We start from the raw sequence: 14912 nt of genomic DNA, 5'->3' as shown, positions 1-14912 counted from the left end.
CGCGCTTACAAAGGACAACACCCTACGCTTACTACGATTAATAATTGCACCAACTGCGTTGGCACCATCATTAATCTACGTAATGCTCAGGCGTTACCGTCCCTTGACGCGCTCTATCACAATACAAGGAGCAAGAACCATGGAAAACTGGCTAACTAAACGTGCAAAACTAGACCCAAACAAAACGGCTCTAATCATTGAACATTCAGATTTTACATTTAGTGAACTGAATTCCACCGTTCAGCTCTGTGCCAAAAAACTCCACAACTATATTCACCAAGGAGAACGTGCGGCACTATTTATCAGTAATTCCTTCAATGGCTATATTGCTATTTTAGCGCTACAACAAATCGGTGCCGAAATTGTTTTCTTAAATTCCAGATTGTCTAGTGATGAACTGCAATTTCAGATCAATGATTCCGCTGCTAAAATTTGTCTAGTGGATGATTCGAGTGACTACCACAATATTAATTCAGTTGATACTAACAAATTTCTTCTATCTGATATTTTGAGTATGAAACCTGATAAAAGTTTCAAACCAGTCGAAGAATTCGACAATGATGATGTAACTTCGATCATGTATACCTCTGGAACATCTGGACGACCAAAAGGAGTCTTGCAGACATTCGGCAACCACTTCTACTCTGCAATCGGAACCTCTTTGAATCTCGGAATCAATGACAAAGACTCTTGGGTTTTGACCGTACCACTGTTTCATATCTCTGGATTTTCGATCATGATGCGTTCTTTGATCTACGGAATTCCCGTGTACTTGATTACCGATTTCAACGAAGAATATATCAACAAAGTTCTAGCCAATGAACGAGCAACTATCATTTCGCTGGTTCCGACGATGCTCAAACGTCTACTCAATAATCTGCCAACTGGTAAGCACTACAATGATCATTTCAAATGTGTCTTCTTAGGTGGTGGGCCGATCGACAACTGGACCTTACTTCGATGTGACATGCTAAACATCCCCGTCATCCAATCATATGGGATGACAGAGACTGCTTCAAATGTCGTTGCATTGAACTTCCGTGATGCCGATAGAAAAGTCGGTTCATCTGGTCAACCGTTGTTCCCTGTCAATCTACGGATCAGTAATTCTGACAGCGAGGGTGTCGGTGATATTGAGATCAAAGCTCCCAACGTTGCCAAAGGATATTTGAACCGTCAGGATTTATTCGACAAAAAAACAACCGCTGACGGGTTTTACAAAACTGGCGACATCGGTTATTTAGATGATGAGAATTTTCTCTATGTTAAAGGCCGCAAAGATGACATGATCATCTCTGGTGGTGAAAATATTTATCCTGAAGAAATTGAGAATATCTATAGTAAGCTTTCTGGTATAGAAAACATCTTCGTTATTGGAATTCCTAATGACGATTGGGGCGAAGTTCCTGTTGCTACGTGATGCTAGCTGACGATGCCTATCTGACAGGTGAAGACCTAATTGGATTCGGACGTGAAAAGATGGCACACTACAAAGTTCCTAAGGAATTCCGTCTGGTTAAAGGTGTTCCTAGAACCGCTAGTGGCAAAGTATTACGTCGCAAATTTGGTGACATTAAATATAAGCAGATATAAATAAAGAGACTTCACTTTTGTGAAATCTCTTTTTATTTTTATTATTCTAGATTGACAACAAAACTATTTATACTTTTCAATACAAATAATACTCAAAGAAATTAGCAATCTTATCCATCAAACGTGTTTCTACCAAGTGCTTAGCCTTATATCCCGTGATAAAGGCAACCTGCTCTGCATAATCTTGTCCCTGAATACTATCGAAGAAATTCTTCGACTGTGAATAAGGAATCCGTTCATCATCAGTTCCGTGCCAGAACAGCAATGGACGATTGTTGATAGTCTCTGGATAATTACTCAAGTCATAATCATCGATCCAGCTCGTCAGACTCTTCATATCCTTAGGAATATAAAGATTATGCTGCTTAGCTGAATCACGTACTAACTTGGCATATGCTCCCAGATTCGGCGTACCCATAATAATGGTGGCTGCAGTAATCTCTGGATGTTGTGTCAGCAAGGCACCGGTTGTCATTCCGCCCATCGAATATCCACCAACACCAATTTTTTCATCCAATACCAAATCACGTTTCAAATAAAAGTCTTTGATCAAATCAAATTCAGCCAGGTTTCCCTGAATACTATTCCAAAATGTAAATGACGGGATCGATGATACATCGTGACGACGTTGCCCATGATTCATCGCATCCGGAAGAACAACTCGAATTTTCTTTTTGGCCAGTTTTCTGGCTTGTGTTAAGACTAATTCCTTATCAGATCTCCAACCATGATAAAAAACTACCAACGGAACTTTGCTATAACGATATTCCTCTTCCACGACTTCCAGTATTGGCACATCCTGCAACATCCTTCGATAAATTTTTACCATAATTATCACCTCATATTCATCTTACTTGATTCAGAGCACAAAAAAAAGATTGAGCACGTAGTCTCAACCTTAATATTAATATCTATTCGAACGATTAAAGGATTGATTTATCTTGAAAATCAGTTCATCAACATCTCGTTCGTTTATATGATCTGTTTTTTCATCGTATTCAATTAAATCTCTTCGAAAATCCAGTAATGCCGGCTCAAAATCACTATTCTCAAAGCGATCAAGGTATTGCATAACTATGCCTATCAGATTTCTCTCAGAAAGCATATTGAATTCCCCAACAGATTCTTCAATTGTCTGAATAACTTCTTTGCGGTCCATTTTGAGTTCTCTCATTTCCTCCAAGGTATTCCCCGCCTTTCTATTTAGAAATATTGAACTTCCCCTGTATCTCATTGCGCAGAACTTGTTGTAAAGCTCATGAAGACATTATCTAACATTTTTTATCGGTATGGAATTCACTTTTATATAATAAAATTATATTGAATTGACTTATGCCCGTCATATTAGGGTTTCGGACATACCTAAACGGGATGAAATTTCTTTTGGCATGCTTATGAACATTTTCGGTCGATTTCGAACAATTTTTGGATAATTAAATTTGTTATTATTGAAATATTTATTAAATCATATAGATATTATAGTATTTGCGCTATATATAAAGATGTTTATACGGGCGGGGATGTATAAACAAAATAACGCAAGTTATTTATCAAAAGTGGTACTCCTTCTCAACTGCTTATAGATCAGGGTTTGTGGTAGGCTCTGATCTTATTCTCGCAATGGGGGTAGAGACTCGTGGTAGGTCTCTGCCTCTTTTTGTAGAGAGTGGAGAAAAGCGATTAACTCTTGAGCATTAGCCTAAGATGAGAATTGATGCGGTTTGTGCATCCTTTCTTATCTTAGGCTAAGCGCAGGGAGTTGCTTTTCGCAACTCGTTTTAGAGCGTGTCCAAAGACGGTAACCTTCGAGCATCACATAGATTAGTGAATTTACCACGCAGTAGTGAAGTCGCTAATCGTAGTGAGCGGAGGAGGTTGTCTTTGGTAAACGCGTTTAGAGAGTGGAGAAAAGCAACTCGTTTCAAACAGAAAAATTCAAATTCAAAAGCCCCTCACAAATGTGAAGGGCTTTTTCAATACAAAAATTTATTTTTTAATCATTATTAGAATCGTCCATGTCTCGTTCAATATCCATTCCATATAGATTATTGACCGGTGCATCCTTAGGTGCTGGATGGACTACTAAAATTGTCGTGGCACCTTTACTGCTGACATAACCGACAAAGCTTGTCACTTCTTCAACATAGTAAGGCAAGCCATCTGAATGAATAATATATTGACCAGCAACTGGCATGTTTTCAACAAAAACCTTATTCATCCGAATGTAGTCATCCCCGTCATGCAGAACGATTAGTACTTTATACATTTTAATGTTACCCCTCCTTTTTTAATACCTATACAAAAGTTGTAACATACCAAGCACATAGATTGATAGTAAATTACTTATGCTTTATCAGACGAGCACGATAAACTTCTGGTATTTGATCGATTTTTTGTATCAATTCAATACTATTCTCAGCATTCAAATCATCTACATCAATAATTGTATATGCGGTATCCTTCTTGGCAGCATTCGACATGCTGGCAATATTAACATTCAACTGTGCCAAAATCGTTGTGATCTGACCGACCATGTTAGGGACGTTCTTATGAATAACCGTGAAACGATACGGTGCCTCGAATGGAACTTTCATTGCTGGAAGATTGACCGATTGAACAGTATCGCCAGTTTCTAGGTAGCGCATCACTGTATTAGCAGCCTGAGTCGCACCATTTGATTCTGCCTCTAGTGTTGAGCCACCAATATGCGGTGTTACGATAACATTTTCTTGATCAGCGATAATCGGCTCACCGAAGTCGGTCACATAATACTTGAGTTTTTTATCTAGAACCGCTTCTAAAGCAGCTTCATTATCTACGATCCCTAATCTCGAATAATTGAACAGAATAGAATTCTGCTTCATAGCTTCAATCACATTACGATCGATCAACTTGTAAGTCTCATCATTCTTAGGTACGTGAACTGTTACATAGTCAGCATTCTTGACTGCCTGCTTGATCGTATTCGAACGGTCAACGTGATTGTTGATATTCCAAGCAGCGTCAGTCGATAAGTATGGATCATAGCCGATAACATTCATACCGAGTTCTAGCGCCGCTTCAGCGACTAATGAACCAACGTGACCCAAGCCGATAACGGCCAATTTTTTACCCATCAATTCTGTTCCGTTAAACTTTGTCTTGTCAGCCTCAGTACGTTTTGAAACATCTGCACCAACATGATTATTTGAATAAGCATTGGCCGCAAAAATATTTCTTGAAGCTGAGATCATCAGTGAAATAACCAATTCTTTGACTGCATTTGCATTGCTTCCGGGAGTATTGAAGACGGCAATTCCTGCTTCAGTTGCACGATGGATTGGAACATTATTTGTCCCCGCACCAGCACGAACGATCGTCTTGAGCGACTGTGGGAACTCCGCATCACGAAGATTAACCGAACGAATCAGATATGCATCCGGATCATCGGTTTGATTGATTTTGAAATTATCATTAAAGGTATCGAGTCCACTTTGGGCAATAGCATTGAATGTTTTTACTTGGTAAGTCATATTAATTTTCCTCCAGATGTTTTGCTTCGAATTCTTCCAAGAAATCTGTTAGAGCAACCACGCCTTCCATTGGCATGGCGTTGTACAAGCTGGCACGCATACCACCAACTAGACGATGACCCTTGATATTCACTAGTCCACGGTCACTAGCTTGGGCGATAAGCTCTTGATCAAGCTCTTTGTTACCAGTAACAAACGGAATATTAGTCAGTGAACGGTCTGCTGGTTTGATAAGGTTATTGAACATTTTTGACTGATCCAAGAATTGATACAGTTGATTTGATTTTTGACGGTTGATCTTTTCCATTTCAGCGATACCACCAATATCCTTAAGCCATTTCAACGTCAATCCCGCAGCATAGATAGCGAAAACTGGCGGCGTATTGAGCATCGAATTCTTGTTAGCAAGTAACTGATAATCCAACATACTTGGCAATGGCTTCTTACCGATCAGATCTTCTCTGACAATAACGACCGTCAATCCGGCAATACCCAAGTTCTTCTGAGCTCCAGCATAGATTGCACCGAAATCTTCAACATTATACTGTTGTGCCAAGAAGTTCGATGACATATCTCCCACCAAAACATTTTTAGTTTTTGGTAATTTACTAAATGCAGTTCCTTCTATTGTGTTATTAGTGGTTAAATGAATATAGTCATAACGATTATCGTCATCTGTATATTCAGGTAACTGATGATAATCATTATTCTTAGATGTCGCTACAGTCGTAACTTCAGTTCCAATTTTTTCAGCCTCTTCACCAGCACGAGTTGACCAATGTCCAGTATCGATTAAGCCTATATGATTGTATTGAGTGGCCAAATTCATTGGTAGAGCAGTGAATTGAAGTGTTGCTCCACCTTGCAAGAAGAGAATCTTATAGTTATCAGGAATATTCATCAATTCTCTCAGGTCATTTTTGGCATCAGCAATAACGTTGTCGAATAAGTCTGAACGATGGGAGATCTCCATAACGCTCATACCCGAATTTTGAAATGAAGGAATATCTTCCTTGATTTGAGCTAAGACTGGCTTAGGCAACATGGCTGGACCAGCTGAAAAATTGTAAACTGTCATCTTTATTTCCACCTTTGTTTTAGATTAAAAAAATAGGAACCCTCACGAAGATGTGAGAGTTCCCAAACAAAAGTCTGAATTAGTGCCCTCACAGCTTCAAAAAATCTTGAATCCATGAGGGTTAAACGAAAAGTTTAATAGGCCTACATGGATAACCGTGTAGACAAGGAGGAGCTTATTAAGCTAAAATGTAATTGTTTCATCATAATTAAAATACCTCCAATAAACTTAAGGACACTTTAACAATTTAACCAGAGAAAGTCAATTAGAAGGAGAAAAAAATGACAGAATTTTATTTCATCAGACACGGACAAACAGAAGCAAACGCCGAGGACATCAAGCAAGGTACTATCAATACCGAGATAAGTAACCTCAATGATACCGGTAAGAGTCAGATTAAAAAATTGCACGAAGTCTTTAATATTAGCTTCGCCGATGAATTAATTCACAGCCCTCTTAATAGAACCATTGAATCTGCTCAAATATTAAACGAGGGCTATAATTTGCCGATGTCCACTGACGAACGTCTACTCGAAATTTCTTATGGCGAGTGGGATGGACGAAAAAATTCTGAACTACGTGAAAAATATCCACGTTACTTTGACAAATACCTTCAAGACGTTCTACCCGATTATATTGAAGTTGCTACAAAGGGAGAAACTTTCCCCCAAGTAGTCGCACGTGTTAAGTCCTTCTTATTGGAAAAAACACTTAATACACCTGATAAAAAATACATTGTAGTTACACACGGATTTACAACTAAAGCCGCAGCGCTGGGCGTGGTTGAACCGCAAAATCCGATGACACTTCCCGAACCGAACAACGCTAGTGTTACTAAAATCGTAACATTGGCGAGAACACAGGAAATGTATCTGGAATACTACAATCGAGAGTTTAAGTTCTAGAGAGTGGAAGAAACCGGTAGATTCTGAGCACTGCCTAAGATAGCGAAGGTGCCAACGTAGTTGGTGCATTTGTTATCTGTAGCAGGCGCAGGAATCTGGCTTCTGCAACTCGTTTTAGAACCTGGAAAAAGCTAGTGAGTCCGTTTTGATTTTTGAGTTCCGAAAGCCGGCGTTCTCCACTCTCTCACAAAATCAGGAGTAAATCATGCAAAATAAAAGAAACCTAATATCAAATAGAATCGTGATCAAAGTCGGTACTAGCACTTTGATCCACCAAAACAGCAAAGTTCGTTTGGCAGTTATCGACAAACTGGCTCACGTTATGAGTACCTTAAAAAAAGATGGTAAAGATGTTATCTTAGTTTCATCCGGTGCCATCGGAGTTGGAATGGGTGTCCTCCACTTAGACAGCCGTCCAGTAAAGATTTCTCAACAACAAGCTGTTGCCGCAATCGGACAAGCTGAGCTAATTCAAATTTACAATGAGGCACTTCACAAATACGGTATGTGTGCGGCACAAATGTTGATCACTAAGGACGTAATCGACTATCCTGAAAGTCATACAAATGTTATGAACAATTTCCAAGCATTACTCAGTATGCCTAACGCGATTCCTATCGTTAACGAAAACGATGCTATCACCGTTTCTGAATTGGATCACTTAACAAAATTCGGTGATAACGATCAGCTCTCTGCTATCGTAACTAACCTGGTCGACGCAGATTTGTTAATAATGTTATCCGATATTGACGGCTTCTATACAGCTAATCCGCTCAAAGTTCCCGATGCCAAGTTGATTGATCGAGTTAAAACCATTGGTCCAGATATCATTGCCGCAGCTGGTGGTCACGGTACAAAGTTCGGTACGGGTGGTATGACAACCAAATTAAAGGCTGCCGAAAGAATTTTGAAACACAATCAACAGATGGTTCTCGCAAATGGTAAAGATCCAGATATTATTTTTAATATTTTATCCGGCGACATGGTTGGAACATTGTTCACAAAAATCTAGGAGGTCTTATCATGATTGATTTGATTGAAATGGGTAAAAAAGCTCAAAGTGCCTCATTCGACTTGGGACAACTTGGAACTAATGAAAAAAATAATGCACTATTAAAAATGGCTGATTCTTTAATCGCTAACACAAAAAATATTATCATCGAGAATAAAAAAGATATTGAAAACGCCAAGAATAATGGTATCGCTAAAGCCATGATCGACCGTTTAATGCTTGATGAAGATCGAATCTTGGGTATGGCTGAGGGACTAAGGCAGGTCGTTGCCCTACCCGATCCTATTGGCAGAATTGACCGTGGCTGGACAACAACTGCTGGATTAGATATCGTTCAAGAACGAGTTCCACTTGGCGTTATCGGTATGATCTACGAAGCCCGTCCTAACGTCACTGTTGACGCGGCCGGTCTATGTTTCAAGCTGGTAATGCCGTTATCTTACGTGGTGGAAAGGAAGCCATCAACTCAAATATTGTCTTGGCTGATACATTACGTAATGCTCTAAAGGAAATTGGTATAACTGAAAATGCCGTCCAACTAGTTTCTGATACTAGCCATGAAATAGCCAATGAAATGATGCAGCTAACTGACTACATCGACGTCTTGATTCCTCGTGGATCTGGCAAGTTCATTAAGATGGTCGTAAACAAAGCCAAAGTTCCAATCATTGAAACTGGTGCTGGTAATTGTCATATTTATGTGGATAAAGATGCTGATCTGGATAAGGCTTTGCCAATTATTATCAATGCCAAAGTCCAACGTCCTTCTGTCTGTAATGCCGCTGAAAAAGTGGTTTTACACAAAGACATCGCTGAAAAATTTCTACCAAAATTATATCAGGCTCTAAAGGATAATAACGTGCAAGTCCGCGGTGATGAACGTGCTGTTAAAATTGTTTCAGACATAATTCCCGCTACTGAAGACGATTGGTATACTGAATACAACGACTATATCATCGCTGTAAAAGTTGTCGATAATCTCGATGAAGCTATTAAACATATCAACAAATACAATACTAAACATAGTGAATCAATCATTACTGAGAACTACGCTGCCAGTCGTCAATTCATGAAACAAATTGATGCTGCAGTCGTATATGCCAACGCTTCAACAAGATTTACCGATGGTAATGAATTCGGCTTCGGTGCTGAAATTGGAATCAGCACTCAAAAGCTACACGCCAGAGGTCCTATGGGAGCCAACGAATTAACTACAACCAAGTATTTGGTACAAGGCGATGGACAAATCAGAGAGTGAAATAATCCCGAGAGATTCTGAGCATTGCATAGAATTACATGGGTGGTACGAAGTAACGCATCTGCAATTCGTAGCAAGCACAAGAATCTGGATTATGTAACCCGTTTAATCAGAGAGTGAAATATATTCATAATTTAGAAAACCTATGTTATATTATGAGTGTACAAAAAGAGGGATGTTATCCGCATCCCTCCTGATAGCCAAGTGGTGGCTAAACTTATTAAGTCAAAAAGTAGACTGTTAACTCGCCAAAGTTAAATGCCGGTCTACTTTTTTTGTTGCTTCTTAAACTTGTGCCATGTATTGATCAATAAGCTTAAGGCTTAACTGATTTTTTATAATTTCCGACAATTTTAATAATAAAAGGAGTCCTGTGACAAAAACAAAATTTGCCACAGAACTCCTTTTTAAATTCGATTATTCAACAATTGCTTTTCGTAGGTTTGCTGATAGATCAACAGTAAGATTGAACCAACAACAATCCCAATCCCGTTAGCGACAACATCGCTGATATCACTAGTACGGTTGATTAAGAACGCATGCGATAAATAATACTGCATAGTTTCAATAGCTGCACCAATCATAAGTCCCACCGGAATCATTGAAACTATAGACAATTCGGTAAAAGACTTTTTGATTAAAAATCCTAACGGAATCGTCAAAATAATATTTTCAAAAAATCCCACATCATAGTATATATGATACAAATTTACTCGGCCAACTCCAGCCGGCATTACATATGCATCTATTCCGTTAAATGACATTGGCGTAAATAAAATAGCGCCTAACAATGTCATATAAACCAAACTGAGCAGTGACATTCTTTTTTTGTTGAAATCTTCGATATTGTGGATAATATAATTTCCACTTAAAAACGACAGAACCAAAATTACCAATAACGGTATCCAACGCATCAACATCACTCCTTTAGGTTTTATTTTTATTGACTATATTTATATAAAACTCCAGTGCAGCCATGCAGATATAGCATCCCGTGAAAATGCAGTTAGTCAGCGATTTATGCTGGCTTACTGCATGGGACGACCTGGAAGACGCGGTCTTCGGCTTCAAGGCGAGGGCTTAGACCGTCCTTTGGCTAAGTCCGTTCCCCACCGGATACTATATCTGCTTGGCGGAACGACATTCAATAATATATGCCATCTTTTACTGGATGGCTACATTCTAGTCCCTATTTGTTTCATTGAACTTAAAAAAGTATGATTTTTTTATGACATCAGTACTGGTATAAAAAAAGTACCATCATTTTATGATGATACTCTTGGTTTATGTTTTTTGTTTGTGTTTCTGAAACGAGTTGCGAAAGCCAGATTCCTGCGCCTGCTACAGATAGTAAATGCACCAACTTCGTTGGCACCTTCACTATCTTAGGCAGTGCTCAGAATCTACCGGCTTTCTCCCTCTAATCTGAAACGCGCTTACCAAAGACAACAACATTTTCAACGACTTCGCCATTCTCAACGTATGACTTCAAATTACGTTTAAAAATACCAAAGGCACGATCAGCATAGTGAACACTCATGCCAGCGTTGTGTGGTGTGATAATAACATTCTTCATATCCCACAATGGACTGTCTTCATTCAATGGTTCTGGTGTTACGACATCAAGTGCTGCTCCAGCAATCTTCTTCTCTTGCAAAGCACTGACCAAATCGTCCATATTAGTTGTCTTTCCACGGCCGATATTGATATAGAATGCCTTCTTAGACATCTCATCAAACAATTCAGCGTTGAAAATACCATTTGTATCTTCTGTATCAGGTAGTGCGTTGATTACAAAGTTAGCGTGTTTAACGCCATCTTTGAAGTCAGACATTGGAATCATTTCATCAATATTAACATCGGTTTGATCAGAACGACGTACACCGACAGTTTTCATACCCAATGCTTTGGCGTATTGAGCAATCTTGCTGCCAACATGACCAACACCGACGATCATAACGGTTTTACCATAAACCTCATTATAGGGTTCATCGTGCTTCCATTCTTTCTTTGCTTGATGTAGGACTGACAAATTCATGTTTCTCATTAGTATCAACATATAAGCTAATGTTTGTTCCGCAATATTAATTGAATTAGCACCTGAACCATTGGTCAAAGTAATTCCCTTCTCAGATAATTCACGAAGTGGCAATGATTCTACTCCGGCACGAACTACTTGAATCCAGTTCAAACTAGAACTCTTCAAAATATCATCTTTCAAAGAGTTAGACCAATTGTACAAGACTTCAACGTCTTTCAAATCAGCTGCTGTAACATTCTCTGGTGCGGTTACTGTTAAATCAACACTAGGGATTTTCTCGATTCTTTCTCTCTGGTGATCTGTCAAATTTACCAAGCTAAGAACTTTCATATCCACTACCTCTTATTTAAAATTTATCTTCAATTATAATCATCTATTACAAAACTATCCAGTTTTCTAATTAATATCTTATGAAAAAGAAATTATATGGTACACTTATAAATGTTGTTCGTAAAATTTGATTTATTCAAGCAAGTATGTTAGAAAAGTTGCTCCATCTTCTGGGGGCAATTTTTTATTGTCTAAATCATATTTACAAAATAAAATTTTTTATTAGGGGTATAAATGATGCATTATACGTTATTAACGCGCTGTATTGCGGAATTCATCGGAACCGCAATCATGGTAGCTCTCGGTAATGGTTCAGTTGCCAACGTTGAATTAAAGGGTACCAAAGGGTTCCACGGTGGGTGGATCTTGATTGGTTTTGGTTATGGTATTGGTGTTATGATCCAGCCATGATGTTCGGACCTGTTTCAGGTGGACAGATCAACCAGCCATGACTTTGGGCTTAGCTTTCAATGGTCAATTTCCATGGTCAGAGGTTGGCCCATATCTAATAGCTCAAATGCTAGGAGCTATCTTCGGTCAACTATTAATTGTTGCAGCTTACAAGCCATACTACAACAAAACAGAAAATGTCGAATCAATTCTTGGTACCTTTTCAACTATTGATGCAGAAAACAGCCGTCTAAACGGATTTATTAACGAATTTATTGGTACTTTTATTCTTGTTTTCGGTGCCTTATCACTTACTTCAGACCATGTCGATCCACGTGCTGACTTTATCGGACTTGGATTCTTAGTTATGTGTCTGGTTATCTCATTCGGTGGTCCTACTGGTCCAGCTCTTAATCCAGCTCGTGACCTTGGTCCACGTTTATTGCACGCTATGTTACCATTCCCACACAAAGGTTCTTCTCAATGGAAATATTCTTGGGTTCCAGTTATTGCACCAATCTGTGCCGGAGTTTTAGCAGTTCAATTGTATTCATTAATATTCTAATTACCAAAACTACCTCTCGAAATTATTTCGAGAGGTAGTTTTTATTTATTATAAGCAATTCCACGTTTTAATCTCTTCCAAAAACTTGAATCATCCGTTTGCAACATCAATCCTTGGTATATCTTACCAATGTAGTAAGCCATAAAGATTATTGTCACAATTAAAATCACTAATGAAATCGTCATTTCAACTGGCGTCGCTTCTCCATTGATGACACGCATCGGCATGAAGTAGGACGAGAAGAATGGCACATATGACAAGATTTTGACTACCAAAGCATCCATATTATTCTGGAATGGAAGTGTAATAAAGAATGCCAACATACTGAGCATTGTTACCGGCTGAGCGGCCTTCGCAGCATCTTCTGACTTAGCGACTAATGCTCCACACAAAGCTGCCAGGATCGTATAGATAACGACTCCTAGTAATAAATAGACCAAATTAATACTTAACAGATTGTGCAGCACCGAACCGATCAAGTCCTTGTTCTGAGCAATCGCATCTTTGGTCAATTCTGAATGTTGCGCAAATGAGAACATCCCCCAGCCACCAACTACGTATATCAGAATTTGTGTAACAATAACTAACATCACACCAAGAACTTTCCCGATGAAATACTTGGTAGCAGTAGTACTAGAAAAAATAACTTCCATAATCTTAGTACCCTTTTCTGAAGCTATCTCTTGAGCGGTGATCGAAGTATAAGTTATCAAGATCGTATAGACCAGAATAACCATAATCCAGAATGAAATCAACTTGGCTAAATTATCAGTCCCCGTTTTCTTAGTAACCACTTCTTTGAACTTCGGTTGTTGTTGCAATGACCGTGCCTGCGTCGGCGATAGTTGTGCCGTAGCATAATTCAACTGTTGCTGAACAGTAGTTGTGAAGATCGTAAGTTTACTCTTCAAACTGTTGCTCATTGAATCTGAACCGTGATATGTCGCAACAACTTGATTATCACTCGTCTTCAAGACTAGATACCCAGCCAAATTATTGTGTTTAATTTTCTTTTCAGCAGATTTTTCAGATTGAACTTCGGTATCAACGTCATCCTTATTCTGCTTCACAAATGCCTGTTTCAATTCACTCTGACCAAACACAGCAATTTTGTCGCTACTGCTGGCACTGCTAGCACTCATATAACCAGCACCGATACTGATTCCAAAAATAAGAAATGGACCTAATATCAAGACTACGAAGCCCCATGACTTAACTTGTCTCAAGAAGGTTTCAAAGGTTACGATCCAAAGTTTATTCATTATGATCACCAGCTTTCATTCTGAATATCTCATTCAAGGTCGGTGGCTGTTGACTGAATTCTTCGATGTATTGTCCATTCGTCAACGTATTGAAAATCTCTTTACCGGCATTCTCATCATCGAGATCCAACAAATAGCGCTTCTGTTCACGTTGAGTTACTGAAACAACATGTGGTAACTCCGACAATCGATCTGCCGTCCAATCTGTTGTAACGAATAGTCTTGTCTTGCCGAAAGTATCTCTGACATCCCCCACTGTTCCGTTAAGAACAATCTGCCCATCCTTCAACATCACCAAACTGTCACAGACTTCTTCGACATTCTCCATATCATGACTGGAAAAAATAATCGAGGCTCCATTATCTCTCGCGTCAATGATTGCTTGCTTCAATAAATCAGAATTGACAGGATCAAGTCCACTGAATGGTTCATCCAAAATAATCAATTTGGGATCATGGATCAACGTGCAGATCAATTGAACCTTTTGTTGATTACCCTTTGAGAGTGATTTGATTTTATCTTTTTTAGTTCCCTTGACTGCAAACTTCTCTAACCATGAATCTATTTGCGGACGAATCTCTTTAGCAGGTTTGTTCTTTAATCTAGCGAGATAAACAATCTGTTGTTCAACTGTTAGTTTGGGCATCAGACTTCTTTCCTCAGGCAAATAACCGATTTGATCAAAGACTGATTCTGTTATCGGTTCATTCTGCCAAGTTATCTCCCCATCGTAATGCAAAAAATTCAGAATACTGTGAAATGTTGTAGATTTACCAGCACCGTTTTGTCCGATCAATCCTAAGATATGACCGTCCGGTATCGAAAAATTGATATCATTCAATGCTTTTAATGAACCAAAATTCTTACTCACATGTTGAACACTAAGCATTTCCCATTCCTACTATAATTTGATGTTTTAAGTGTACCGTATATTTATTTTGAATAACAATCAAATGTGATAGCATA

Annotated in this window: 13 protein-coding genes and 2 pseudogenes; 6 read left to right on the top strand and 9 right to left on the bottom strand. The window is 38.7% G+C overall.

Annotated features, from left to right (window positions below; translation table 11 throughout):
• Both menE and JCM14932_RS17275 read left to right on the top strand, forming a co-directional pair.
• A partial coding sequence (gene menE, locus JCM14932_RS15475; RefSeq protein WP_235700599.1) for an o-succinylbenzoate--CoA ligase occupies positions 1 to 1420 on the top strand: 1420 nt, incomplete at its 5' end.
• Complete coding sequence (locus JCM14932_RS17275; protein WP_235700598.1) at positions 1420 to 1593, top strand: AMP-binding enzyme; 174 nt, start codon at positions 1420 to 1422, stop codon at positions 1591 to 1593. The genes menE and JCM14932_RS17275, both read left to right, overlap by 1 nt.
• Positions 1594 to 1669: 76 nt before the next feature.
• Here JCM14932_RS17275 and JCM14932_RS11615 read toward each other — a convergent pair whose 3' ends face one another.
• The 5 genes from JCM14932_RS11615 to serC all read right to left on the bottom strand — a co-directional run bounded on the left by JCM14932_RS11615 (position 1670) and on the right by serC (position 6183).
• The gene (locus JCM14932_RS11615; protein WP_025025001.1) at positions 1670 to 2422 is read right to left on the bottom strand and encodes an alpha/beta fold hydrolase; all 753 of its coding nucleotides are present in this window, start codon (positions 2420 to 2422) and stop codon (positions 1670 to 1672) included.
• A gap of 75 nt (positions 2423 to 2497) precedes the next feature.
• Positions 2498 to 2752 (bottom strand): hypothetical protein, encoded by a 255-nt coding sequence (locus JCM14932_RS11610; protein WP_155832125.1) that lies wholly within the window; start codon positions 2750 to 2752, stop codon positions 2498 to 2500.
• Positions 2753 to 3586: 834 nt separating this feature from the next.
• Complete coding sequence (locus JCM14932_RS11600; protein WP_025024999.1) at positions 3587 to 3859, bottom strand: hypothetical protein; 273 nt, start codon at positions 3857 to 3859, stop codon at positions 3587 to 3589.
• A 73-nt stretch (positions 3860 to 3932) separates the two neighbouring features.
• Positions 3933 to 5105, bottom strand: coding sequence for a phosphoglycerate dehydrogenase (locus JCM14932_RS11595; RefSeq protein WP_025024998.1), 1173 nt, complete (start codon positions 5103 to 5105; stop codon positions 3933 to 3935).
• Position 5106: 1 nt separating this feature from the next.
• Positions 5107 to 6183, bottom strand: a complete 1077-nt coding sequence (serC, locus tag JCM14932_RS11590; RefSeq protein ID WP_025024997.1) for a 3-phosphoserine/phosphohydroxythreonine transaminase — start codon at positions 6181 to 6183, stop codon at positions 5107 to 5109.
• A gap of 281 nt (positions 6184 to 6464) precedes the next feature.
• Here serC and JCM14932_RS11585 point away from each other — a divergent pair, with 281 nt between their 5' ends.
• The 3 genes and pseudogenes from JCM14932_RS11585 to JCM14932_RS15470 all read left to right on the top strand — a co-directional run bounded on the left by JCM14932_RS11585 (position 6465) and on the right by JCM14932_RS15470 (position 9358).
• Positions 6465 to 7088 (top strand): histidine phosphatase family protein, encoded by a 624-nt coding sequence (locus tag JCM14932_RS11585; protein WP_025024996.1) that lies wholly within the window; start codon positions 6465 to 6467, stop codon positions 7086 to 7088.
• 205 nt (positions 7089 to 7293) lie between these two features.
• Entirely contained in the window at positions 7294 to 8100 is an 807-nt protein-coding gene (proB, locus tag JCM14932_RS11580; RefSeq protein WP_025024995.1) for a glutamate 5-kinase, read from the top strand.
• An 11-nt stretch (positions 8101 to 8111) separates the two neighbouring features.
• A pseudogene (locus tag JCM14932_RS15470) lies at positions 8112 to 9358 on the top strand (glutamate-5-semialdehyde dehydrogenase).
• Between the two features lie 407 nt (positions 9359 to 9765).
• Here the strand turns inward: JCM14932_RS15470 and JCM14932_RS11570 are convergent.
• Complete coding sequence (locus JCM14932_RS11570) at positions 9766 to 10272, bottom strand: VanZ family protein (protein WP_025024994.1); 507 nt, start codon at positions 10270 to 10272, stop codon at positions 9766 to 9768.
• A gap of 506 nt (positions 10273 to 10778) precedes the next feature.
• Positions 10779 to 11729: a D-2-hydroxyacid dehydrogenase gene (locus JCM14932_RS11565; protein WP_025024993.1), complete on the bottom strand. Its 951-nt coding sequence runs from the start codon at positions 11727 to 11729 to the stop codon at positions 10779 to 10781.
• A gap of 237 nt (positions 11730 to 11966) precedes the next feature.
• Here JCM14932_RS11565 and JCM14932_RS15465 point away from each other — a divergent pair.
• Positions 11967 to 12684: pseudogene (locus tag JCM14932_RS15465) on the top strand (MIP/aquaporin family protein).
• A gap of 41 nt (positions 12685 to 12725) precedes the next feature.
• Here the strand turns inward: JCM14932_RS15465 and JCM14932_RS11555 are convergent.
• Together JCM14932_RS11555 and JCM14932_RS11550 are read right to left on the bottom strand one after the other, a co-directional pair.
• The gene (locus tag JCM14932_RS11555) at positions 12726 to 13946 is read right to left on the bottom strand and encodes an ABC transporter permease (RefSeq protein WP_025024992.1); all 1221 of its coding nucleotides are present in this window, start codon (positions 13944 to 13946) and stop codon (positions 12726 to 12728) included.
• Positions 13939 to 14835 carry an ABC transporter ATP-binding protein gene (locus JCM14932_RS11550; protein ID WP_025024991.1) on the bottom strand — a complete coding sequence of 299 codons (897 nt, stop codon included), beginning with the start codon at positions 14833 to 14835 and terminating at the stop codon, positions 13939 to 13941. The genes JCM14932_RS11555 and JCM14932_RS11550 overlap by 8 nt, the downstream gene beginning before the upstream one ends.
• Positions 14836 to 14912: the final 77 nt, after the last annotated feature.

Source organism: Companilactobacillus nodensis DSM 19682 = JCM 14932 = NBRC 107160, from assembly GCF_000615905.1.
Lineage (GTDB): Bacteria > Bacillota > Bacilli > Lactobacillales > Lactobacillaceae > Companilactobacillus > Companilactobacillus nodensis.
Note: the sequence above shows the minus strand (reverse complement) of the source record. Positions and strands in the feature narration are given on the sequence as shown.

What these genes read in the sequence shown, in the direction of transcription:
- JCM14932_RS17275 (WP_235700598.1), top strand. Translation starts at nt 1,420, where the DNA reads ATGCTAGCTGACGATGCCTATCTGACAGGTGAAGACCTAATTGGATTC.
- JCM14932_RS11615 (WP_025025001.1), bottom strand. Translation starts at nt 2,422, where the DNA reads ATGGTAAAAATTTATCGAAGGATGTTGCAGGATGTGCCAATACTGGAA.
- JCM14932_RS11610 (WP_155832125.1), bottom strand. Translation starts at nt 2,752, where the DNA reads ATGGACCGCAAAGAAGTTATTCAGACAATTGAAGAATCTGTTGGGGAA.
- JCM14932_RS11600 (WP_025024999.1), bottom strand. Translation starts at nt 3,859, where the DNA reads ATGTATAAAGTACTAATCGTTCTGCATGACGGGGATGACTACATTCGG.
- JCM14932_RS11595 (WP_025024998.1), bottom strand. Translation starts at nt 5,105, where the DNA reads ATGACTTACCAAGTAAAAACATTCAATGCTATTGCCCAAAGTGGACTC.
- serC (WP_025024997.1), bottom strand. Translation starts at nt 6,183, where the DNA reads ATGACAGTTTACAATTTTTCAGCTGGTCCAGCCATGTTGCCTAAGCCA.
- JCM14932_RS11585 (WP_025024996.1), top strand. Translation starts at nt 6,465, where the DNA reads ATGACAGAATTTTATTTCATCAGACACGGACAAACAGAAGCAAACGCC.
- proB (WP_025024995.1), top strand. Translation starts at nt 7,294, where the DNA reads ATGCAAAATAAAAGAAACCTAATATCAAATAGAATCGTGATCAAAGTC.
- JCM14932_RS11570 (WP_025024994.1), bottom strand. Translation starts at nt 10,272, where the DNA reads ATGCGTTGGATACCGTTATTGGTAATTTTGGTTCTGTCGTTTTTAAGT.
- JCM14932_RS11565 (WP_025024993.1), bottom strand. Translation starts at nt 11,729, where the DNA reads ATGAAAGTTCTTAGCTTGGTAAATTTGACAGATCACCAGAGAGAAAGA.
- JCM14932_RS11555 (WP_025024992.1), bottom strand. Translation starts at nt 13,946, where the DNA reads ATGAATAAACTTTGGATCGTAACCTTTGAAACCTTCTTGAGACAAGTT.
- JCM14932_RS11550 (WP_025024991.1), bottom strand. Translation starts at nt 14,835, where the DNA reads ATGCTTAGTGTTCAACATGTGAGTAAGAATTTTGGTTCATTAAAAGCA.